Below are 20,726 nucleotides of genomic sequence, written 5' to 3'. Positions count from 1 at the left end.
ATGATTTTTTATAAAAGCAAAAGATTAGCATTTTTTTTAACTTTAGATATTGTTTTAATTTTACTTAGCGTTTATCTGGCTTTTTCTTTGAGATTTAGTGGAGATATTCCGAGTATTTTTTATCATGGTATGATGATTTCTGCTATTATTTTGCTTGTTTTAAAACTTTCATTTTTGTTTGTTTTTAGAATTTATAAAGTAGCTTGGAGATTTTTTTCTCTCAATGAAGCAAGAAAAATTTTTATTGCTTTGCTTTTAGCTGAGTTTTGTTTTTTTCTTATTTTTTATTTTTTTAGTGATTTTTTTAATCCTTTTCCAAGAAGTGCTATTGTGATAGATTTTGTTCTTTCTTATATGTTTATAGGTACTTTAAGAATTAGCAAAAGAATGCTTGTGGATTTTAAACCTTCTAAAATGAAAGAAGAAGAAACTCCTTGTATTGTAGTAGGGGCAACTTCTAAGGCTTTGCATTTGTTAAAAGGCGCAAAAGAAGGTTCTTTAGGGCTTTTTCCTGTGGGTGTAGTTGATGCGAGGAAAGAGCTTATAGGGACTTATTGTGATAAATTTATTGTAGAAGAAAAAGAAAAAATAAAATCTTATGTAGAACAAGGGGTAAAAACTGCCATTATTGCTTTAAGACTTGAACAAGAAGAGCTTAAAAAACTTTTTGAAGAACTTGTAGTTTATGGTATTTGCGATGTAAAAATATTTTCTTTTACAAGAAATGAAGCAAGAGATATCAGTATAGAAGACTTGCTTGCTAGAAAACCAAAAGATTTAGACGATAGTGCTGTGGCGGATTTTTTAAAAGACAAGGTAGTTTTGGTAAGTGGAGCAGGTGGAACTATAGGCAGTGAACTTTGTAAGCAATGTATTAAATTTGGTGCTAAGCATCTTATTATGGTTGATCATAGTGAGTATAATCTTTATAAGATTAATGATGATTTAAATTTATATAAAGAAAAAATTACTCCTATTTTACTGAGTATTTTAGATAAGCAAAGTTTAGATGAGGTATTAAAAACTTATAAACCTGAGCTTATTTTACATGCAGCCGCCTATAAACATGTGCCTCTTTGCGAACAAAATCCACATTCAGCAGTAATTAATAATATTTTAGGAACTAAAATTTTATGCGACAGTGCTAAAGAAAATAAAGTAGCTAAATTTGTGATGATAAGTACAGATAAAGCAGTGCGACCAACAAATATTATGGGTTGTACTAAGAGAGTTTGCGAGCTTTATACTTTAAGTATGAGTGATGAAAATTTTGAAGTTGCTTGTGTGCGTTTTGGTAATGTTTTAGGTTCTAGCGGTAGTGTGATACCGAAATTTAAAGCACAAATTGCCAATAATGAGCCTTTAACTTTAACACACCCTGATATAGTGCGTTATTTTATGCTTGTGGCTGAGGCAGTGCAACTTGTTTTACAAGCTGGAGCTATTGCAAAAGGGGGAGAACTTTTTGTTTTGGATATGGGTAAGCCTGTAAAAATCATAGATTTAGCTAAAAAAATGCTTTTACTTTCTAATCGTAATGATTTAGAAATTAAAATCACAGGCTTAAGAAAAGGCGAGAAGCTTTATGAAGAGCTTTTGATTGATGAAAATGATGCTAAAACGCAATATGAGAGTATTTTTGTAGCAAAGAATGAAAAGGTTGATCTTGATTGGCTTAATAAAGAGATAGAAAATTTACAAATATGTGAAGATATTTCAGAAGCTTTATTAAAGATTGTGCCTGAATTTAAACACAATAAAGAAGGTGTATAATGTATATAAAAGATATACAAAGATTTGAAGATAATCGCTATCGCGCTAGAGCTTATATGAGTTATATTTTAACAAGAAATTTACCTAATAAACTTCCTGACATTCACCTTAAAACGATTAAAACAGCTTTAGATAAAATAGCTCATGAAGTTGTTGTTTTTGATGCTTTGTATATTTTAGATATTTCAGGCATGCAAATAGAAAATGCGATTTCCTTAAATAAGGCTCATGAAATAGGGCAGGGTGAGGATAGAAGTACTCGTTCTTATTTTTATAGAGCTGTAAAATTAAGACGATGTGTTTTGAGCGATCCTTATCCTTCGGTTTTAAATAATGAGCTTTGCGTGACAGCTTCTATGCCAATTTACGATGATAAAAATAACTTGCTTTTTGTTGTTTGTATCGATATCAAGCTTGAAGATATTTTAAAGATTATTCAAGCAGGAAAATTTGAGTTTGTTTTTACTCAATTTAGTCGTTTGGTATATTTTTGCTTCGCACTGGTTTTATTTGTGATTACTTGTTTTTTATTTCAAAAAGGTTTTTTTAGTCTTTTTGATAATCAAGCTATAGGTATAGAACATATGTTTGAAAGTACCATTGCTATAACTTTGGCTTTAGCTATTTTTGATTTGGCAAAAACTTTGATCGAACAAGAAGTATTAGGAAGGACAAAAAAAGAAGAAGGCGGAATTCAAAAAACTATGGTGAGATTTTTAGGTTCTATTATCATTGCTTTAGCTATAGAAGCTTTGATGTTGGTATTTAAACTTGCTATTGGTGATTTTTCTCAGATGATTTATGCAATTTATCTTATCGGTGGAGTGAGCTTGCTTCTTTTAGGTTTAAGTGTATATTTATTTACGGTTAAGTATAAAAATAATAATATTTGAGTAAAATTTTAAATAAAAGATGATATAATGCTATTTTTTAAAATTTTTTAGCTTGATTAATAAGGCTAAAAAGGGTAAAATAAAACTATAAAAACTTTGAAAGGACGAAATTGTGAAATTGTTAGTTGTTGATGACAGTTCTACTATGAGAAGGATTATTAAAAATACCCTAACAAGACTTGGACACGATGATGTTTTAGAAGCCGAGCATGGCGTTGAAGCTTGGGATTTATTAACTAAAAATGAAGATGTAAAAGTTTTAATTACAGATTGGAATATGCCAGAAATGAATGGCTTGGAGTTGGTAAAAAAAGTAAGAGCAGAGAAAAAATATGAAGATATGCCTATTATTATGGTTACAACTGAGGGCGGAAAAGCTGAAGTGATTACTGCTTTAAAAGCTGGCGTAAATAACTATATTGTAAAACCTTTTACTCCACAAGTTTTAAAAGAAAAGCTTGAAGATGTTTTAGGAATAGGAAGTGGAGAAGGTGCAGCTGAGTAAAGGCTGATTTTAAAATTCTAAATGCAAAAAAAATATTACGAATTGTTCTTTATCGTAGAAGAGCAGTATAAAAATTTATTTCTTGATTTTGCTTTTGATTTAGGTATAGAAGCTATAGAAGAGAAAGATAATGGTGTTTATATTAGATCCCATGAGAGTTTAGAAGAGCTTTCATGGGCACTTGAAATATTTGCTCAAAAACTTACAACTACTTTCAATTTAAACCATAAAATTATTTCTAATTTAAGTCTTGTAGAGAAAGAAAACAAGGACTGGATACAAGAATATAAAAACGGCATAAAACCTATTTTAGTGGATAATGTTTATATCCATACCACTTGGCAAGAAGAAAAAAAGAATTATATAAATATAAAGATTAATCCAGCCTTAGCCTTTGGCTCAGGACATCATGAAAGTACATATTCTTGTGTAAAATTTTTACAAAAATTTTCTAAAAGTAAATTAAGAGCCTTAGATCTTGGTTGCGGTAGTGGAATTTTAGGTATTATCATGGCAAAGTTTGGCTGTAATGTTGAAATTTGTGATACTGATGAGTTGGCTATCGATAGTTCTTTGGAAAATGCAAGATTAAATGATGTCGATTTTCATAAGACTTGGTGTGGATCTATAGATAAAGCAAATGGTTTATATAACCTAATTGTTGCAAATATCATTGCAGATGTGATTTTAATTTTAGAAAAAGATATTAAAAACCATTTAGAAGATAATGCTATACTTATTTTGTCAGGAATTTTAGATAAATATTCAACAAGAATTAAAGAAAAATTTCAAGATTTAGAACTCATTGATGAAATGCAAATCAATGAGTGGTGTAGTTTTGTATATAAAAATAATAAAAAGGATAAGTAATGAATAATAATACCCCAAATAATAAGGGTAATCCGCAGGGTAATAATTTTTTTAACAAAAATCCCATTTTTATTTTTGCGATTTTTGCAATTATAATGATAATTATTTTTAAGGGATTTTTTGATGGCAATGGTTCTTTTGGTGGGGCATTGAATGGTAATGAAGTAAATAAAAATGTCCCTTATTCTGAGTTAAAAAAGCTTATTGAAAGTGGACAAATCAATCAAGTTAGTATAGGACAAACAACAATCAAAGCAATTTCAAGCTCTCACAATACTGTTTATACAGCAAAAAAAGTTAACGATCCTGAGCTTGTGAGTTTACTAGATAGTAAAAATATCGCTTATGGTGCCTATTCTGAAACAAATTGGTTTACAGATATACTTTTTTCATGGGTTTTGCCAGTATTTATTTTCTTTGGTATTTGGATGTTTTTGGCAAGTCGTATGCAAAAAAATATGGGAAGTTCTATATTGGGTATAGGAAGTTCTAAGAAGCTTGTAAATTCAGAAAAACCTAAAGTAAAATTTAGCGATGTAGCTGGTGTTGAAGAAGCTAAAGAAGAAGTAAAAGAAATTGTAGATTTTTTAAAGTATCCTGAAAGATATATTAAATTGGGAGCTAAAATTCCAAAAGGGCTTTTACTTGTTGGGCCTCCAGGTACAGGAAAAACTTTGCTTGCAAAAGCAGTTGCAGGTGAAGCTGATGTGCCGTTTTTTAGTGTTTCAGGTTCTTCTTTTATAGAAATGTTTGTGGGTGTAGGTGCTTCTCGTGTGAGAGATTTGTTTGAAAATGCAAAAAAAGAAGCTCCTGCTATTGTTTTTATAGATGAAATAGATGCTATTGGTAAAAGTCGTGCAGCAAGTGGCATGATGGGTGGAAACGATGAAAGAGAACAAACTTTAAATCAGCTTTTGGCTGAAATGGATGGCTTTGGGACAGAAAGTTCCCCAGTTATTGTTTTAGCAGCAACAAATCGCCCAGAAGTTTTAGATGCAGCGCTTTTAAGACCAGGAAGGTTTGATAGACAAGTTTTAGTTGATAAACCTGATTTTAAAGGTAGGTGTGATATTTTAAAAGTGCACATGAAAGATGTCAAAATTTCCCCAAAAGTTAAGGTAGAAGACATAGCACGCTTAACCGCAGGGCTTGCAGGAGCTGATCTTGCAAATATTATTAATGAAGCGGCACTTTTAGCAGGTAGGGATTCTAAAAAATATGTAGAACAAAATGATTTAGTTGAAGCTGTTGAAAGAGCTATAGCAGGACTTGAGAAGAAATCACGTCGTATTAATGAAAAAGAAAAGAAAATTGTTACTTATCATGAATGCGGTCATGCTTTAATCGCTGAAACTACCAAAGGTGCAAAACGTGTAAGTAAGGTTTCTGTGATTCCGCGTGGTCTTGCGGCTTTAGGTTATACTTTAAATACTCCTGAGGAAAATAAATTTTTAATGCAAAAACATGAACTTATCGCTGAAGTAGATGTACTTTTGGGTGGTCGTGCAGCTGAAGAAGTGTTTATAGGTGAAATTTCAACGGGTGCAAGTAATGATTTAGAAAGAGCAACCGATATCATAAAAGCTATGATTTCTATGTATGGTATGAGTGAAATTGCAGGACTTATGGTGCTTGAAAAACAAAGAAATACTTTCTTAAGTGGTGGACAAACCATAAAAGATTATTCTGAAAAGATGGCAGAATCTTTAGATGATTATGTAAAGAAAACCTTAGATGAACGCTATAAAGATGTTAAAGATACTTTAAATACTTATAAAGGAGCGATTGAGACTATGGTTGCAGCCCTTTATGAAGAAGAAACTATTGAAGGTACTAAAGTGCGCGAGATTATTAAAGAGTTTGAGGATCAAAATAGTCTACCAAGTCGTTTACAAGAACTTGAAGAAGTTAAAACTGAAGTTAAAGTAGAAGAATGAAAGATTTTATTGCAAAAGATGGATATTTAAGTCTTATTATTTTAAGCTTGATTTTTATTTTTGTGTGGATTTTTTATTCTTTTTCCATCCTACTATTAGCATTAATTGTAATTTGTATTTTTCTTTTTAGAGTGCCTAAAAGAGAACTTGTTTGTAGTGATGAAAAAGCTATTTTTGCACCTATAGATGGTAGGGTTACTAAAATAGAAAATATTCATCATAAAGATTTGGGTGAATGTGTTGAAATTACTATTAAAAATGCTCTTTATGATGCTGGAAATTTTAATACACCTTTTGCAATGTCTATAACAGATATTCGTTTACGACATGGCCTTTTTTTGTGCAGTGAATTAAAATCTGCAAAAATGATGAATCAAAGAGTTTTTATTTTGGCAAAAGTTAAAGAGAATAAAACGATAGCTTTGCGAATCTATGCAGGTTCTTTTGATAGAAAATTAAAGCTCGATAATATTTCTCATGATTTAAAAGCAGGAGATAGAATGGGTTTTTTAATTAATGGCTCTATAAGTTTACTTTTACCAAAAGATACTAGAATTCATATAGGCTTAAATGATGAAATTAAAGCAGGTTCATTGTTAGGCTATTTTGCGTAAGGAAAAATAATGAATAACAGACCGCAATTAATTTATATTTTACCCAATCTTTTTACAGCTGCTTCAGCTTTTTTAGGGGTTATTTCTATTATAGCTTCAATACATGGAAATTATTATACAGCTTTGATTTATATTATTTTATCTTTGATTTGCGATGGGCTTGATGGCCGTGTTGCAAGACTTACAAATTCTACTTCAAAATTTGGAGTAGAATTTGATTCTTTAGCCGATCTAGTAGCTTTTGGAGTTGCTCCAGCGGTTCTTTTTTATATGGCTATAGGTTATGATTTTGGAAAACTTGGATCTTTGATTACGGCTTTTTTTGTGGTTTTTGGAGCCATTCGTTTGGCGAGATTTAATGTTACCACGGGTACTTATGAACCTTCTGTTTTTATAGGTCTTCCTATACCTACTGCAGCAGTTGTGAGTGCTATATGGACTTATGCGTTTATCAGTTATGATTTTTTAAAGCCTTATGGTGTAGTTTTTTTGGTGCTTCAAGCAATTTTAGGGCTTTTAATGGTAAGTAATATACGCTATCCCAGCTTTAAAAAGCTTGATTTTAATCGTTCTAGCGTTTTAAAAGTTTTGATTATTTTAATTATAATATTTTCATTTTTATATCTTTACCCCCTTGAAAGTTTAGTAATTTTAGCAAGCTTGTATGTGCTTTATGGAATTATTCGGGTTTTATATACCATTATTGTTTCAAAATTTAAGATAAGAAATCAAGAGTAAAATTTTTCAATGACTTCGCATTCTTCTTGAGTAAAACCAGCTTTGATTCTTGCCTGAATGTTAAGTTTTTTTCCTGCAAGAGAGAATTGTTTAAATGTTTTGCAAAGCTCGATAAAATCATACTTGTTTTGATTTGAAAATTTCCACCAAGTATCTCCTTTTTTAACGTGTTTTATTTCATCATTAAGTATAATTTCAAGATATTCCATTAAAAGATTTTTAATGGAGTGATTGGAGCTTTCAAGTTTTTGAACAACAAATGGGTTGGCATCAAGCCCTTTAGCTTCTAAACCTCTATGAACTACTCCCATTCTAAAGCTTAAAGAGTCTTTTGTAGCTTCTAGAGCAGATTCTAAATTATCATGCACTGGAAAATCTCCATATTTGTAACCAAGTTCTTCAAGTACTGAATTTAAAAGTTTGAAATGTTTAATTTCCTCATCTGCTACCTCCAGCCAATCGTAATAAAATTGCAAAGGTAGATTTTTAAAGCGATAACTAGCATCTAAAGCTAGGTTAATTGCATTAAATTCTATATGAGTGACTGAATGAATTATTTTAGCAAGCGCATGAGTTGAATTGACAAATTTAGGTCTTCTTATACGCGTAGGATGAAGTAAGGTAATTTGTTGTGATGTATTTTTTTTGAAAATGCTTTGATTCTCGTGATTAAAAATAAATTTGTGGCTTTTAAAGTCTTCATAAAAATTTTGAAAAGAGTGAAATTTTATATTTGTATTTTTTTCATATAAAATATTTTGAAGCTCTTGAAAAAATTCTTTTTGCATTTAAAACTTTCTTGAAAATTATAAAAATTTATCATTTAAAATTGAAATTTTAATTATATAATATAAAAATTATTTTACAAGGGTAGATCATGAAAGAATTAAATGAAGAAGAAAAAAAAGTAATTTTAAATAAAGGAACAGAAGCTCCTTTTAGTGGGAAATATAATGATTTTTATGAAAAAGGAATTTATCAATGCAAGCAATGTGGAGCTTCGCTTTATAAATCCGAAGATAAATTTAAATCAGGTTGTGGATGGCCTAGCTTTGATGATGAAATAAGAGGAGCTATTAAAAGAATTCCTGATAAAGATGGGATTAGAACCGAGATTGTGTGTGCAAACTGCAATGGACATTTAGGTCATGTTTTTGAAGGAGAGGGGTTTTCTGCTAAAAATGTAAGACATTGTGTAAATTCTATTTCTTTGGAATTTGTAAAAACTAAGGATTGATAATGTTTTCTAGTATGGGTTCTGAGCTTTATTTGATATTTTTTGCTGCAATTACTTTACTTGCCATCTTAAATCCTTTTGGTAATTTAACTCAATTTTTGGCTATGAGTGATGGATTGCCTTTAATGCTTCGGAAAAAACTTTTTAGAACTATTGTCTATACAGCTTTTACTATAGTTTTGGTATTTTTATTATCAGGACCTTTATTTATGAACTATATTTTTAGAGTTTCATTAGATGATTTAAGGGTTTCTGGTGGTTTGGTTCTTATTGTAATGGCTATTAAAAATTTACTTTTTTCAACAAAAATTGTAACTAAGGATTTTAGTTCTTATCAGGATATGGATGATAAGGAAATTTTAAGACAGAGTTTAATACCTATGGCATTTCCTATGCTTGTTGGACCTGGAACTTTAGCTAGTATTGTCGTTATAGCCGAAGATGGTGGGCTTGATGTTGCTCTTGGCGGAGTAATGATAGCTTTTATATTTATGTTTGTACTTTTTCATTTTGCGGCTACTATAGAAAAAATAGTTGGAAAATTGATTTTACATGTTTTTTCTCGCATAGCACAAGTGTTTATTGCTGCTATGGGGTTTAAGATGATTATTGTAGGTTTAAAGGATATATTTAACTTATAAATTAATATAATTTTAAGTAAATAATACTATATAAATATGATATAATTTTAAAATAATTTATTATTAAAAAGGTGAGTTTTATGTTTGGTGCTAAGAAAAATAATACTGAAATAATTGAACAACTTGAAAAAAAGTGTAATGGTTTAGGAGATATTTTAAGATCTATTGGGAATACCATGGCAGTAATTGAATTTACCACCGATGGCGTTATTTTAGAGGCAAATCAAAATTTTTTAACAACTATGAAATACTCCCTTTCAGAGATCAAGGGCAAGCATCATAGTATGTTTTGTTTGCCTGAAGTTGTTAATTCTTCAGCATATAGTGATTTTTGGAAAGATTTAAGAGATGGAAAAGCTAGAAGTGGTCTTTTTAGACGTATAGCTAAGGGAGGGATAGATGTTTATTTAGAAGCAAATTATCTTCCAATTAGTGATAATAATGGTCATGTTTATAAAATTATTAAATTTGCCAATGATATAACTCAAAGACATTATGAAATGCTTGATCTTAGAAATACTATTGCTGCTGCTAATCGTTCTATGGCTATTATTGAATTTAAACCTGATGGGACTATTATTACGGCTAATGAAAATTTTTTAAGAACTATGGATTTTAATATTGATGAGATTAAAGGAAAGCATCATAGTATGTTCTGTGATTCTAATTATAGACACTCTAAGGACTATGTTCAATTTTGGGAAGATTTAAGAGAGGGCAAATTTCAATCAGGTAAATATATAAGATACGGAAGAAATAATAAAAAAGTATACCTTGAAGCAAGTTATAATCCGGTTAAAAATGATGATGGAAAAATTTACAAGGTTATTAAATTTGCTACAGATATAAGCGAACAAGTTAAAAAAGATCAAGAAAAACTTCGTCTCATAAGCGAACTTGCAGAAAAAAATGATAATCTTACTCAAGATGGAGATCGTGTAATTGAAAACACTGTTTCAAATGTTCAGAATATTGCTGATATGATGTCTCAAAGTTCAAATCTTGTTTCTTCATTAAATCAACAATCAGATGAAATTAAATCTATTATTCAGACTATTAGTGATATTGCTGATCAGACTAATCTGCTTGCTTTAAATGCTGCTATTGAGGCAGCGCGTGCTGGTGAACATGGTAGAGGTTTTGCTGTTGTTGCTGATGAAGTAAGAAATTTAGCTGAAAGAACAGGGCATTCAGTTAATGAAATTACCACTACGATTAATTCTATTCGTAATGTTACATCACAAGTGGTTGAGAGTATTAAAAGCGGTTTAGAGGATGTTAATCAGAGTGTTGAACTTGCAAAAGAAGCAAGAGAATGTATGGAAAAAATTCGTGAAAGCTCTGCTGAAGTTGCTAAAGCGATGTCATAAGCGTGATTTTCACGCTTATTTTTCAAGTAATTAAATCTTTAAAATTTTTAAAACCACTTTCTTGATTGCATTTTTCTTTTAAAATATTTAAAAATTCTTTCCTAGAAATATTATGAGCACCCATAAATTCTAAATGTTGGTTATAAACTTGACAATCTATGATAAAATCATAAGGTTTTAATAAATCACAAAGTTTAATCATGGCAACTTTAGATGCGTTTTTTTTAATGCTTACCATGCTTTCACCAAAGAAAACCTTGCCTAAAATTAAACCATAAATTCCACCTATAAGTTCATTATTTTCATAAAGTTCAAGGCTATGCGCATAGCCTTGGGTAAATAACTTATAATAAGTGGTAATAAATTCATCATCTATCCAGCTTTGAGAGCGTGTATCGCGACATAATGTAATTAATTTTAAAAAATCATAATCAAGTTTAATTTGATAGAGATTAATAAATTTTTTCATATTTTTTTGGATGTGAATTTGATTTGGAATTAAAATGCATCTAGGATCTGGACACCACCAAGTTACAGGTTTACTTGTCCATGGGAATAGACCAAAAGTATAAGCTTTTACAATAAAATCAGCTTCTAAATTTTGACTTAAAAATACAGGAGCATTTTTAGGTGCATTGAGTAATTTAGAATATAAATTCGAGCTTTCCATTTTTACCAAGTTTGATTTTAGCTATACCGCCTTTTTTAAGCTTTCCGAATAAAATTTCATCACTGATTTTTTCTCCTATCTCCTCAGAAATTATGCGTTTTAAAAGCCTTACTCCAAATTCTTTATTATAGGCTTTTTTAGCTAAATAAATTTTAGCTTTATCATCCACTGATAATTTTATATTATTTAAATTTTTAGAAATTTCATCAAGTTCTTTTTCGATAATTTTAACAAGTATAGCATCGTTTAAATCATTAAAATGTAAAATTTTATCAATGCGATTAATAAATTCTGGAGCAAAAAAGTCTTTGATAGCACGATTACTTTTTTCTTCATTTTTACTTAAAAAACCAAGCTCATTGCTTTCTTTAAGTCCTAGATTAGATGTCATAATAATGATTGTATTTTTAAAATCTACTTTAAGACCGCTATTGTCGGTGAGTTCAGCATTGTCAAAAATCTGTAAAAAGGTATTACTTAAATCAGGATGAGCCTTTTCTATTTCGTCAAAAAGAACAAGACTGAAAGGATTTTTGCGGATAGCATTGCTTAAAAGTCCACCCTCTTCAAAACCTATATATCCAGCTGGAGATCCTATTAGTTTACTTATAGCATGTTTTTCTGCATATTCACTCATATCAAAGCGTTCTAAATTTAAACCTAAAAATTCAGCTAAAGCTTTGCAAAGTTCTGTTTTTCCAACTCCACTTGATCCAGTAAACAAAAACACTCCGCGTGGTGTATTGGAATTTTTAAATCCTGCGAAACTTTGCTTAAGTGATGAAACAAGGCTATCTATAACTTCATCTTGGCCAAAAATTTTTGCTTTTAAATTTGTTTTTAAATTCATTAAAGCTTTATTTTGATCAAATTCAAACATTTTATGATGGTGGGTCATTTTTGCTAAAACATTTTCTAAATCTTTTAAATTAGCATTTTTTTTAGCTTTTGGATTTAAAGCAAAAGAAGCACCAAGTTCATCGACCAGATCTATAGCACAATCAGGTAAAAATTTATCATTAAAAAATTTTTTACCCCAAATTACAGCATATTGAAGAATTTCATCGTTTAATTTTATATGATGAAATTCTTCATATTTGTTTTTTAATCCTTTCAGAATTTGCAAGCTTTCTTCTTGGCTTGGTTCATCTACATTTATTTTAGCAAAACGGCGACTTAGGGGTTTATTTTTATCAAAAGTATTTTTATATTCCATAAAAGTTGTTGCACCTATGCATTTTAAAGTTCCATTACTTAGAGCTGGTTTTAAAAGATTGGAAAAATCAGCATGAGATTCTCCTGTACTTCCAGCTCCTACTATAGTGTGAATTTCATCAATAAATAAAATAGCATTGGGTATTTTCTCAAGTTCATTTAAAATTTCTTTAATTCTTTTCTCAAAATCTCCACGGTATTTTGTTCCCGCAAGTATACTAGCCATATCAAGACTAAAAATTTTTGCATTTTGTAAGTTTTTAGGCACCTTTTTTTCCGCAATAGCCAATGCTAATCCTTCTACAATGGCCGTTTTGCCAACTCCTGCCTCTCCTACTAAAATAGGATTATTTTTTTTGCGACGTGAAAGAATTTGCATCATTCTTTCAAGTTCAAATTTTCTTCCTATTAAAGGATCAATCTTGCCATTTTGAGCTAAAAGTGTTAAATCACTTGTGTGGTTGCTTAAATTTTGTATATTTTCATGATTTTGAAGTTCTTGAATTTTGTTAAGATTTATGTTGTGTTTTTTTAAGAGATAACTAGAATAACTTCTTGAATCCTGTATGAGCTTTTCTAAAAAATCTATAATTTTAATTTCATTATTTTTATTTTTAGATGAAAGTAAGATTTCATCTAAAACAACAGATATTGTAGGTTCTATTTCTTGTTTAATAACTTGATTGTTTTGAGAAATGTAATTTTTTAATTCAGTTTCTAGAAGTTCAAGATCTCCATCTGAAAATTCTTCAAATATATCCTTAAAATCAGTGCTTAGTTTTAGTAATGCAAACAGTACATGCTCACAGGTAACAAATTCATGGTGGTTTATTAAGCTTAGATTTTTAGCATTATCAAGATATTTTTGTAAATTTTCTTGGTATTTCATTCTTCTTCCACCTTTGCTTGTAGCGGAAAATTAGCAAGTTTAGCTGCATCTATAACTTTTTTTTGTTTTGAAAGAGCTATTTCTTGGGTGTAAATGCCACAAATTCCAGAACCATTGTGATGAATTTCTAACATTGTTTGACTTGCTTTCTCAAGGTTTTGATGAAAAATATTCATCAAAATTTCTATAACAAAATCCATAGTTGTTACATCATCATTTAAGAGTATAACTTTATACATTTTTGGTTCACTAAGTTTTGTTTGCTCTAGAGTTTGGGTTTTTGGCATTATTTTCCTTTGTAGATTTTATTTAAATCTTCTTGCATGAGTTCTGTTGGAATTTTACCAAGATAAAAATTTGTTGGAGCATTATTATTCCAGTAATCGCTTATTTTTTGATAAATTCCATTTTTTAAAACAACCTTAAAAGGAAGTTGTTCCATATTTTGATAGTCTATATCTTTTAAAATTTGAGCAATAATACGATCGTTAGAGCTGCCATTACTTAGAAAATAGTAAGCACCATAATCATCCGCAAATTTTTTAACTGTTTCATCGCTAACATCTTCAAAATGTGTAAGTCCTATAATGATAAATTTACTAGAATTATTTTTCCAAAGTTTGCTAAGATCTAAAGCTTCTTCTTTACATGGGGTGCAAAAAGTGCCAAAAAAATCAAACATTAGAACTTTCCCTTCCTCTCCTTCTACCACAAAACCTTTATCTGTTCTTATTAAAGTTTTGCTTCCACCATTTACACTATTTAAGACTATTTTATCTCCTTTGTGATACTCTTCAAACATAAAATCATTTTGAATTTCTTCTTCTTTGGAGCAAGCATTAAGAAAAAATGCTAAACTTATTAAAAATAGGGCTAAAAATTTTTTCATTTAATTTCCTTTATTTATAATTTTTCATAGCAGCTCTAGCTTCTAAATCGGCTTGCTTTTTCTTTAAAGTTTCACGCTTGTCATGCAAATTTTTCCCTTTAGCTAAAGCAAGGGTAGCTTTTACTTTATTTTTTGTGTTAAAATAAAGATCTAATACAACGATAGTATATCCTTCTATACTTACTTTACCTAATAATTTATCAATTTGCTTTCTATGTATTAAAAGCTTTCTAGCGCCTCTTTCTTCGTGTTTATAGAAAGAATGTGTAGTATGAAGCAATGAAATATGAGAATTAAGTAAAAAAATCTCATTTTTTATAATGCGAACAAAAGAGTCTTTAAGATTTGCTCTTCCTGCCCTTAAAGCTGCAACTTCACTTCCTTTAAGGACAATTCCGGCTTCAAAGCGTTCTATAATGCTATAATCAAATAAAGCTTTTTTATTTCTCGCAATAATTTTCATCGATCAACCTTAAAAACACTACTACCACTACCGCTTAGAAAAAAATCTTCTTGTAAGTAAGACTTCATTTTAGGATATAAAGTTGCACAAGGAGTAAACAAATCATTTAATTCTTTGTTTTTAAAGTTTTGTAACAACTCTTTTGTGCTGAGTTTTTTGTAAATTTGCGCTTGATTATTATTTTTTTGAAAGTCAAATATTTCTCTATCAAATTCATCATAAACAGCTTTAGTTTGGCAAGATATTTGTGGAAAAGTCCATTTTAAATTAGGTATGTCATCTTCAAATTCTTCTATAATTTCGCCACAGCCACTTACATTAGCAGAGTGAAAGCCACTTAAAAAAAAGGCAATATCACTTCCTAGTTGCATGCTTAAATTTATAAGTTCTTGCAGGTTTAATTTTAGATTCAGGGTTTCATTCATTAGTAGTAAAAAACTCGCACAATCACTACTTCCACCACCAAGCCCAGCACATACTGGGATATTTTTTGTGAGTTTTAGGCTTTTTTTGCTAAATAATTCTTTTAATTCATTATTATATCTTCTAGAAAGTAGCAAATAAGCCTTTTGAATAATATTATTTTCGCATTTAAAATTACTCATGATTTCAAATTCTTTTTTAGAATCTGATTCTTTATCAACAAGCTCAAGTTCATCAAAAACATCTTTTAAAAGTATGAATCGTGATTCTAAAAGATGATATTTTCTTGAGTCAAAACCGGTAAGTTTTAAAAAAATATTTGCTTTAGCGTAAGCTTTCATTTGATTAGTTTTTTGCTTAAGTCATCAAGTTTAATATCATTCTGAACAACAGAATGCAAATTTTCATCCTTTACTTGTTGAACAAGTTCTTTTCTAAGTATCATAAGGGATTTTGGAGCTTCTATGCCTATTTTGGCATATCCTTTCCCTGTTTGAACGACTTTGATTTCTATACCTTCTCCGATAATTATACTTTCATTTTCTTTTCTTGATAATATTAACATTTTTCAACCTTATTTAGAAGATATTTTACTGTATTTTCTTTAATATTAATTACGCTAAAATATTTTTCTGTTTCAATATAATAATCTCCTTCATCATGAAATTCCAATTCTTCGACAAAAATTTTAGTACCATTTTCGAGTTTATTTAAATCCTTGATAAAATTTGGCTTTAGGTTAATGTATTTTAACACATTTAAGCTTTTCTCATTATTATAAACAAATTTGCCTTCTTTAATGCGCTCTAAAGAGCTTAAAGTCGCATTAATACCTAGTTTTCTAGCAAAAAGTTCACAATAAGATCTTATATAAGCACCTTCACTGACTGTGATTTCGATATTTAAAAAAGGATGATTGTAGCTTAAGATCTTGCAATCAAATACTTCCATTTGGCAAGGTTTTAAATTTGCTTCTATACCTTTTTTTGCAAATTCATAGGCGCGAGTTCCATTGATTCTTTTGGCACTAAATTGCGGTGGTGTATAGGAGATAATTCCTTGCATTTGATCAATGATTTGTTTTAAATTTGCAAGATTAAATTCTTTTATATTTTGAATTTCTTTTATATTTTGATCATCAAGACTTAAGGAGTAAACTCCAAGCCATAAAGTAGCTTTGTAGGTTTTTGGAGTTTTTTTTAAAAAACGGAAAAGTTTTGTGTATTGTCCAAATGCAACGATTAAAACCCCTTTGGCGAAAGGATCAAGAGTGCCAGAATATCCTGCTTTTTTATTTTTATATTTTCTCTTTAAAGTACTTAAAAAGGCATTAGAACTCAAACCCCTTGGTTTAAAGGCTACAAAGATCTTATTCATACTGCTTTTTCCACAAAACTTGCCATGATTACACGCATTATACCACCAAAATTAATATTAAGCTTTTCCTCTTTTCCGCTTTTATTAACTTCAACAACCCTACCAATGCCAAAAATTTTATGTTTAACTAGATCTCCTTTGCAAAAACTAGTTTTTTGTATATTTTGATTTTTTGATTTTTCATTGATTAATTGACTTTCTTCTAAGAAGCGGCTAGGATTGATGTTTGCTCTTGAACCATGATAAAAACGAGAATTTGCAACACTTATTGTGAGAAATTTTTTGGCGCGAGTGATGGCAACATAAGCAAGACGGCGTTCTTCTTCGAGATTTTCTTCGCTATTTAAAGGAAAAAATCCTTCATCAAAGCCTATTATAAAAACATAATCAAATTCCAAACCTTTGCTAGCGTGAATACTCATCAAACAAACACATTCTTCATCTAAATTATCTTGATCACTTAATAAAGAAATTTCACTAAGTAGATCTTCTAAAGAAGCTTCGGGATCTTCTTTGAGTTTTTCTCTTAGATTAGCATAAAACTCATCAAGATTTCTGATTCTTTCATCTCCATCATCTTGCTCTGAAAAATAATCTTTGATTTTAAATAATTCTTCTATATTATCAAAAACCTTTTTTGCATTATCGTAGCTTTTTAGAGTGTGAATATTTTGTATAAAAATATTTGCTTCATTTTGTGCTTTTTTTGTTGTTAAAATTCCTATACCACCATCGCTTTCGTATAGGGCATCAAAAAGTGAAATTTGACGTTTTTTTGCATATTCTTCTAAATTTTTTAGGGCTTTTTCTCCTATGGATCTTTTAGGGCGATTAATAATACGTTTAAACGACAAATCATCGTTTGGATTTGAGATAAGTCTAAGATACGAGATTAAATCTTTTATTTCTAATCTCTCATAAAAACGCATACCGCTAAGCAGTTTATAAGAAATTTTTTCCTTCATAAATGCTTCTTCTATTGCTCTTGATAGTGCATTAACTCGAAATAAAACGGCGATCTCTTTAGCTTCTACTCCAGAATTTAGCAATTTTTTCACTTCTTGAGCGATATGTAAACCTTCATCTTTTTCGTTTTCGTTTTTTAATATTTTAATATTTTCCCCAGTATCTTTAGTGCAGATTAAAGTTTTTCCAAGTCGTTGTTCATTGTGAGATATGAGATTATTTGCCGCTTGTAAAATAGTCCCTACTGAACGATAGTTGTGTTCAAGTTTTACAAGTTTAACATTTTTAAAATCATTTTGAAAATTTAAAATATTTTCAATTTTTGCTCCACGCCAACTATAAATACTTTGATCATCATCACCAACAACTGTGATATTTTCATGCATACAACATAGATTTTTTAGAATTTTATATTGCAAGGCATTAGTATCTTGATACTCATCAACTGTAATGTAATTATAAAGTAAGCTTTGTTCTTTGGCAAAATTTATATCATTTTCTAAAATGAGATTGCTTAGCAATAAAAGATCATCAAAATCTACAAAATTTTGCTTTAATAAGTATTCTTCATAAGCACGGTAATAGTTGGCAAATTTGTATTCATTTTGATATTTTTCAAAATTATGTTCTTTTAGTAAATTTAAATCTTCAAAGACATTGCTTACTCTTTTGCCTTCATTTTTACAATAAGATATGTATTTGATAATATCATAGACATTATCTTTGTTTTTATCATGGATTAAGTCTTTAATTATTTTTTTTGTATCATCTGTATCGATAACAATAAAACTATTTTTACGCTCCAATCTTTCAAAGTGTAGTTTTAAAAATAAAAGTCCAAATTTGTGAAAGGTGCAAAGCAAAGGATTGTGATTGCCTTGTAGAAAATTTAATGCTCTATGACGCATAACGCTAGCTGCTTTATTTGTAAAAGTAAGAGTAAGAGTGTTATGCGAGGGGATGCCTACTTCACCGATAAGATAAGCAAGACGAGTGGTGATAGTTTTGGTTTTTCCGCTACCTGCGCCCGCTAGGATAAGCATGGCTCCATCAATGTGGCTTACCGCTTGTTTTTGACTATCATTTAAATCTTCAAATAGATTCATTTTTTGAAAATATCTTTATTTTTTGGATTATTTAAAAATATATTTTTAGATTTTTGTAAATTTTTACTATTTTCACGTTTATAAAGGCTAAAATTAACAAATAAAATGCTATTTTCTATTTGAATTTGTGTGATAGCACCTAAATCAACCTTTACAAAACTATCAAAATCATCATTGCCAAAACCTGCGTGAAATTGAATGAAATCTTTATTTAGCTGTATGGATTCAAAGGTGTATCCTCCAAGAGCAAAAAGAGCATAAGGATTTTGTTTAACATCAAGCTCTTTGGGAAGTTCAGGGTTAAAATCTATGAAATTTGTATTTGCAACTATAGAAAATTCTATATTTTCTTCTATAAGGTGTGAAATAACTTCATAACAATGCTTTTGCATGGTATGGATAAAATTTTCATTTTTTAAGATTGTTTCTAGCATGATTGTAACTCCATAAATTCATTGATGAGTTTTTGAATTTCTTTTATGCCTATTTCCCAAAAATTTTCATCTTCTATATCAAATCCAAACATTCCTACTAGTTCTTTTGGACTCACGCTTCCACCTAAAGAAAGCATTTTGATATAAAGTTCTTTAAAATTTTCACATTTTTTACTTTTGTAAAGTCCATAAAGAGCTAAAACTAAAAGTTGTGCATAAGCATAAGCATAGCAGTAAAAAGGAGAATGGATAAAATGAGGAATATAACTCCACCAAGAAGCATAATTTTTTGTAAGTTTTACACTATCTTGAAACATTTTTTGTGATTCTTCCATCCAAATTTTATTGATTTCTTCAGTGCTTAATTCATTTTCTTGAGCATGTAAGCGTCTTTCAAAACAAGTAAAATTAATCTGTCTATAAAAAGTTGCAAAAATATCTTCGATTTTATTTGCATATAAAGATAGGAGTTCTTCTTTTTTTAACTTATCCTTAATAAAATCAAATACTAGCATTTCAGCAAAAACTGAAGCTGTTTCTGCGGTGGTTAAAGGTGTATTTTGATTTAAATAGCTTACATTATAAGAAAGTTTTTGATGGATAGTGTGTCCTAATTCATGTGCAAGTGTAAAAAGATCACGCCTTTTATCGGTGTAGTTTAATAAAACAAAAGGATGTGCATCAGAAGTTGCAGAATGTGAAAAAGCACCCCCTTGTTTATTTTCTTGTGGATAAACATCAATCCAGCCTTGATTAAAAGCATTTTTTGCTATATCATAAAATTGAGGAGAAAAAGCTTGAAATGCCTCTAAAACAATATTTTTACTTGTTTTAAAATCAAAACTTGCTTCTTTTCCTATGGGTGCATATCTGTCGTAGTCTTTAAGCTCATCATAGCCTAAAATTTGTTTTTTTCTTTTGTAAAATTGCGATACTAAGTTAAAATGTTTTTGCGCACTTGCTATCAAAGAATCAACGCTTTTTTGTGAAATTTGATTGCTGATATGTCTTGAAATTTCAGCATTTTCATAACCTCTTAATAAGCTTATATTTTTTCTTTCTGTTTTTATCATATTGATAATAAAACTTAAAAGTCTGCTATTTTTTTGCAAAACTTTACTGAATTTTTTAGCAGCTTTTTTGCGTATCTTTCTATCTTCGTCATACATTTTGCTTAGAATTTCTTCTTCGCTAAGTTTTTTACCTTCAAAAGGGATTTTTAAAGCACTCATACTTTCATCAAAAAGCCTACTAAAAGCATTTGCACCTGTATTTGAAAGATAGAGCATAATGCGTTCTTCGTTTTTGCTAAGATTATAGCGTTTGTTTTGCAATAAATTAGAAAGATAAAAATCATAATCTTTACAAAAAGTTGTAAATTTTTGACTTTTCTCAGGAGCTAACTCGCAAAATTCAAGCTCGAAAAAGAGTAAATTTTCTTCTATTTTTTTGCATTCTTCTTCGTATTGTGCGTAAAAAGAACCATTTTGAGTGTTTTTAGCAAAAAGCAAATAAGTATAAGTCATGATTTTGCCAAGAGCTTGATTTAAAATTTCATAATCTTTTAAAGCTTGTAAAAACTCATTAGCATTTAATGTATAAAGTTTATTTTCATAGTTTTTTTTGAAATTTAAACTTTGTTGGATTTGATCTTGTGTAAAATTTTGCAACGCTTCTTTATCGTGAAATAAAGCACTTAAATCCCATTCTAACATT

At 29.5% G+C, this 20,726-nt stretch carries 22 protein-coding genes; 10 read left to right on the top strand and 12 right to left on the bottom strand.

Translation table 11 applies throughout. The features are described 5' to 3' along the window. From pglF to pssA, 7 genes are all read left to right on the top strand, one after another. Positions 1 to 1,773, top strand: a complete 1,773-nt coding sequence (pglF, locus tag AJ881_RS01745; RefSeq protein ID WP_070282310.1) for a UDP-N-acetylglucosamine 4,6-dehydratase (configuration-retaining) — start codon at positions 1 to 3, stop codon at positions 1,771 to 1,773. Further along, positions 1,773 to 2,666: a PDC sensor domain-containing protein gene (locus AJ881_RS01740; RefSeq protein WP_044793933.1), complete on the top strand. Its 894-nt coding sequence runs from the start codon at positions 1,773 to 1,775 to the stop codon at positions 2,664 to 2,666. The genes pglF and AJ881_RS01740 overlap by 1 nt, the downstream gene beginning before the upstream one ends. 112 nt (positions 2,667 to 2,778) lie before the next feature. Next, on the top strand, positions 2,779 to 3,171 hold the full coding sequence (locus AJ881_RS01735) for a chemotaxis response regulator CheY (protein ID WP_032603349.1): 393 nt from the start codon (positions 2,779 to 2,781) through the stop codon (positions 3,169 to 3,171). 21 nt (positions 3,172 to 3,192) lie between these two features. Continuing rightward, positions 3,193 to 4,041: a 50S ribosomal protein L11 methyltransferase gene (locus AJ881_RS01730; RefSeq protein ID WP_002861833.1), complete on the top strand. Its 849-nt coding sequence runs from the start codon at positions 3,193 to 3,195 to the stop codon at positions 4,039 to 4,041. Next, positions 4,041 to 5,978, top strand: a complete 1,938-nt coding sequence (ftsH, locus tag AJ881_RS01725; RefSeq protein ID WP_070282313.1) for an ATP-dependent zinc metalloprotease FtsH — start codon at positions 4,041 to 4,043, stop codon at positions 5,976 to 5,978. Before AJ881_RS01730 ends, ftsH begins: the two co-directional genes overlap by 1 nt. Then, positions 5,975 to 6,592 carry a phosphatidylserine decarboxylase gene (locus tag AJ881_RS01720; RefSeq protein WP_070282314.1) on the top strand — a complete coding sequence of 206 codons (618 nt, stop codon included), beginning with the start codon at positions 5,975 to 5,977 and terminating at the stop codon, positions 6,590 to 6,592. Before ftsH ends, AJ881_RS01720 begins: the two co-directional genes overlap by 4 nt. A gap of 9 nt (positions 6,593 to 6,601) precedes the next feature. Beyond that, a complete protein-coding gene (pssA, locus tag AJ881_RS01715; RefSeq protein WP_002859122.1) occupies positions 6,602 to 7,330 on the top strand; it encodes a CDP-diacylglycerol--serine O-phosphatidyltransferase in 729 nt (242 codons plus the stop codon). Here pssA and AJ881_RS01710 read toward each other — a convergent pair. After that, on the bottom strand, positions 7,321 to 8,118 hold the full coding sequence (locus AJ881_RS01710) for a ferritin-like domain-containing protein (RefSeq protein ID WP_070210262.1): 798 nt from the start codon (positions 8,116 to 8,118) through the stop codon (positions 7,321 to 7,323). The two genes, pssA and AJ881_RS01710, sit on opposite strands and share 10 nt — an antisense overlap. Before the next feature lie 89 nt (positions 8,119 to 8,207). Here AJ881_RS01710 and AJ881_RS01705 point away from each other — a divergent pair, with 89 nt between their 5' ends. The 3 genes from AJ881_RS01705 (at position 8,208) to cetZ (ending at position 10,578) form a co-directional block, all read left to right on the top strand. Beyond that, positions 8,208 to 8,567 (top strand): methionine-R-sulfoxide reductase, encoded by a 360-nt coding sequence (locus AJ881_RS01705; RefSeq protein WP_002861829.1) that lies wholly within the window; start codon positions 8,208 to 8,210, stop codon positions 8,565 to 8,567. A 14-nt stretch (positions 8,568 to 8,581) separates the two neighbouring features. After that, entirely contained in the window at positions 8,582 to 9,208 is a 627-nt protein-coding gene (locus AJ881_RS01700; protein WP_074486966.1) for a MarC family protein, read from the top strand. 80 nt (positions 9,209 to 9,288) lie between these two features. Continuing rightward, positions 9,289 to 10,578 (top strand): energy taxis response protein CetZ, encoded by a 1,290-nt coding sequence (gene cetZ, locus AJ881_RS01695; RefSeq protein WP_002861827.1) that lies wholly within the window; start codon positions 9,289 to 9,291, stop codon positions 10,576 to 10,578. Positions 10,579 to 10,600: 22 nt separating this feature from the next. On the opposite strand, the gene aat is transcribed toward cetZ, so the two are convergent. Genes aat through AJ881_RS01640 form a run of 11 tightly spaced genes read right to left on the bottom strand, consistent with a single transcriptional unit; the run spans position 10,601 to position 20,725 of the window. Further along, positions 10,601 to 11,248 (bottom strand): leucyl/phenylalanyl-tRNA--protein transferase, encoded by a 648-nt coding sequence (gene aat / locus AJ881_RS01690; protein WP_002826100.1) that lies wholly within the window; start codon positions 11,246 to 11,248, stop codon positions 10,601 to 10,603. Next, complete coding sequence (locus AJ881_RS01685) at positions 11,223 to 13,352, bottom strand: AAA family ATPase (protein ID WP_070282316.1); 2,130 nt, start codon at positions 13,350 to 13,352, stop codon at positions 11,223 to 11,225. Before AJ881_RS01685 ends, aat begins: the two co-directional genes overlap by 26 nt. Beyond that, positions 13,349 to 13,639, bottom strand: coding sequence for an ATP-dependent Clp protease adaptor ClpS (locus tag AJ881_RS01680; RefSeq protein ID WP_002856038.1), 291 nt, complete (start codon positions 13,637 to 13,639; stop codon positions 13,349 to 13,351). Before AJ881_RS01680 ends, AJ881_RS01685 begins: the two co-directional genes overlap by 4 nt. Then, positions 13,639 to 14,241 carry a TlpA disulfide reductase family protein gene (locus AJ881_RS01675; protein ID WP_070282318.1) on the bottom strand — a complete coding sequence of 201 codons (603 nt, stop codon included), beginning with the start codon at positions 14,239 to 14,241 and terminating at the stop codon, positions 13,639 to 13,641. The genes AJ881_RS01680 and AJ881_RS01675 overlap by 1 nt, the downstream gene beginning before the upstream one ends. Before the next feature lie 10 nt (positions 14,242 to 14,251). Continuing rightward, a complete protein-coding gene (smpB, locus tag AJ881_RS01670) occupies positions 14,252 to 14,704 on the bottom strand; it encodes an SsrA-binding protein SmpB (protein ID WP_070282321.1) in 453 nt (150 codons plus the stop codon). Further along, a complete protein-coding gene (locus AJ881_RS01665) occupies positions 14,701 to 15,468 on the bottom strand; it encodes a 4-(cytidine 5'-diphospho)-2-C-methyl-D-erythritol kinase (RefSeq protein WP_070282323.1) in 768 nt (255 codons plus the stop codon). The genes smpB and AJ881_RS01665 overlap by 4 nt, the downstream gene beginning before the upstream one ends. Further along, the gene (gene csrA / locus AJ881_RS01660) at positions 15,465 to 15,692 is read right to left on the bottom strand and encodes a carbon storage regulator CsrA (RefSeq protein WP_002852854.1); all 228 of its coding nucleotides are present in this window, start codon (positions 15,690 to 15,692) and stop codon (positions 15,465 to 15,467) included. The genes AJ881_RS01665 and csrA overlap by 4 nt, the downstream gene beginning before the upstream one ends. After that, positions 15,686 to 16,504 (bottom strand): tRNA pseudouridine(55) synthase TruB, encoded by an 819-nt coding sequence (gene truB / locus AJ881_RS01655; protein WP_070282325.1) that lies wholly within the window; start codon positions 16,502 to 16,504, stop codon positions 15,686 to 15,688. Before truB ends, csrA begins: the two co-directional genes overlap by 7 nt. Beyond that, entirely contained in the window at positions 16,501 to 18,576 is a 2,076-nt protein-coding gene (locus tag AJ881_RS01650; protein ID WP_070282327.1) for an ATP-dependent helicase, read from the bottom strand. The genes truB and AJ881_RS01650 overlap by 4 nt, the downstream gene beginning before the upstream one ends. Next, positions 18,573 to 19,010: a hypothetical protein gene (locus tag AJ881_RS01645; RefSeq protein ID WP_070282329.1), complete on the bottom strand. Its 438-nt coding sequence runs from the start codon at positions 19,008 to 19,010 to the stop codon at positions 18,573 to 18,575. Before AJ881_RS01645 ends, AJ881_RS01650 begins: the two co-directional genes overlap by 4 nt. Next, positions 19,004 to 20,725 carry a M3 family oligoendopeptidase gene (locus tag AJ881_RS01640; RefSeq protein WP_070210257.1) on the bottom strand — a complete coding sequence of 574 codons (1,722 nt, stop codon included), beginning with the start codon at positions 20,723 to 20,725 and terminating at the stop codon, positions 19,004 to 19,006. The genes AJ881_RS01645 and AJ881_RS01640 overlap by 7 nt, the downstream gene beginning before the upstream one ends. Position 20,726: the final 1 nt, after the last annotated feature.

The sequence above is a fragment of the Campylobacter sp. BCW_6460 genome (genome assembly GCF_001762705.1).
Taxonomy (GTDB): Bacteria; Campylobacterota; Campylobacteria; order Campylobacterales; family Campylobacteraceae; genus Campylobacter_D; species Campylobacter_D jejuni.
Note: the sequence above shows the minus strand (reverse complement) of the source record. Positions and strands in the feature narration are given on the sequence as shown.

Excerpts from the sequence above, each read along its gene's own strand:
- pglF (WP_070282310.1), top strand. The coding sequence starts at position 1 with ATGATTTTTTATAAAAGCAAAAGATTAGCATTTTTTTTAACTTTAGAT.
- AJ881_RS01740 (WP_044793933.1), top strand. The coding sequence starts at position 1,773 with ATGTATATAAAAGATATACAAAGATTTGAAGATAATCGCTATCGCGCT.
- AJ881_RS01730 (WP_002861833.1), top strand. The coding sequence starts at position 3,193 with ATGCAAAAAAAATATTACGAATTGTTCTTTATCGTAGAAGAGCAGTAT.
- ftsH (WP_070282313.1), top strand. The coding sequence starts at position 4,041 with ATGAATAATAATACCCCAAATAATAAGGGTAATCCGCAGGGTAATAAT.
- AJ881_RS01720 (WP_070282314.1), top strand. The coding sequence starts at position 5,975 with ATGAAAGATTTTATTGCAAAAGATGGATATTTAAGTCTTATTATTTTA.
- pssA (WP_002859122.1), top strand. The coding sequence starts at position 6,602 with ATGAATAACAGACCGCAATTAATTTATATTTTACCCAATCTTTTTACA.
- AJ881_RS01710 (WP_070210262.1), bottom strand. The coding sequence starts at position 8,118 with ATGCAAAAAGAATTTTTTCAAGAGCTTCAAAATATTTTATATGAAAAA.
- AJ881_RS01705 (WP_002861829.1), top strand. The coding sequence starts at position 8,208 with ATGAAAGAATTAAATGAAGAAGAAAAAAAAGTAATTTTAAATAAAGGA.
- AJ881_RS01700 (WP_074486966.1), top strand. The coding sequence starts at position 8,582 with ATGGGTTCTGAGCTTTATTTGATATTTTTTGCTGCAATTACTTTACTT.
- cetZ (WP_002861827.1), top strand. The coding sequence starts at position 9,289 with ATGTTTGGTGCTAAGAAAAATAATACTGAAATAATTGAACAACTTGAA.
- aat (WP_002826100.1), bottom strand. The coding sequence starts at position 11,248 with ATGGAAAGCTCGAATTTATATTCTAAATTACTCAATGCACCTAAAAAT.
- AJ881_RS01685 (WP_070282316.1), bottom strand. The coding sequence starts at position 13,352 with ATGAAATACCAAGAAAATTTACAAAAATATCTTGATAATGCTAAAAAT.
- AJ881_RS01680 (WP_002856038.1), bottom strand. The coding sequence starts at position 13,639 with ATGCCAAAAACCCAAACTCTAGAGCAAACAAAACTTAGTGAACCAAAA.
- AJ881_RS01675 (WP_070282318.1), bottom strand. The coding sequence starts at position 14,241 with ATGAAAAAATTTTTAGCCCTATTTTTAATAAGTTTAGCATTTTTTCTT.
- smpB (WP_070282321.1), bottom strand. The coding sequence starts at position 14,704 with ATGAAAATTATTGCGAGAAATAAAAAAGCTTTATTTGATTATAGCATT.
- AJ881_RS01665 (WP_070282323.1), bottom strand. The coding sequence starts at position 15,468 with ATGAAAGCTTACGCTAAAGCAAATATTTTTTTAAAACTTACCGGTTTT.
- csrA (WP_002852854.1), bottom strand. The coding sequence starts at position 15,692 with ATGTTAATATTATCAAGAAAAGAAAATGAAAGTATAATTATCGGAGAA.
- truB (WP_070282325.1), bottom strand. The coding sequence starts at position 16,504 with ATGAATAAGATCTTTGTAGCCTTTAAACCAAGGGGTTTGAGTTCTAAT.
- AJ881_RS01650 (WP_070282327.1), bottom strand. The coding sequence starts at position 18,576 with ATGAATCTATTTGAAGATTTAAATGATAGTCAAAAACAAGCGGTAAGC.
- AJ881_RS01645 (WP_070282329.1), bottom strand. The coding sequence starts at position 19,010 with ATGCTAGAAACAATCTTAAAAAATGAAAATTTTATCCATACCATGCAA.
- AJ881_RS01640 (WP_070210257.1), bottom strand. The coding sequence starts at position 20,725 with ATGTTAGAATGGGATTTAAGTGCTTTATTTCACGATAAAGAAGCGTTG.